Here is a 284-nt window from a genome sequence, read left to right as displayed (position 1 = left end):
GCAAGGGGAGGGGGAGTGTGGAAGGCTGGGCTGGTCGGGTAATCGGCAGGCGTAACAAGCGACTCAGCCCTCAGCTGCTGTCCGGTTTCGCCGACTTGGGCATGGGCCGGCCGGCGGCGGAGTCGGCCGGCGGCGGGGACCAATCGTCCGCGGGCTCACGATCGGCCGCCTCGGCGGACTCCGCCGGCGGGGCGGCCGTCGTCTCGGCGACCTCGTCCCAGCTTTGCGGCAGCCGGATCGGGTCCGGCGGGTAACCGATCTTGCGGCACACCTCCTGCACGAAC

At 72.2% G+C, this 284-nt stretch carries 1 protein-coding gene; it reads right to left on the bottom strand.

Going from position 1 to position 284, the window contains the following annotated elements; translation table 11 throughout:
• Nucleotides 1–70: 70 nt before the first annotated feature.
• Nucleotides 71–284: hypothetical protein (locus tag AAHM41_RS40445; protein ID WP_342242294.1), on the bottom strand; the 214-nt coding region annotated here is incomplete at its 5' end.

Source organism: Inquilinus sp. OTU3971, assembly GCF_038440215.1.
This window is presented reverse-complemented; position numbering and strand designations above follow the sequence as displayed.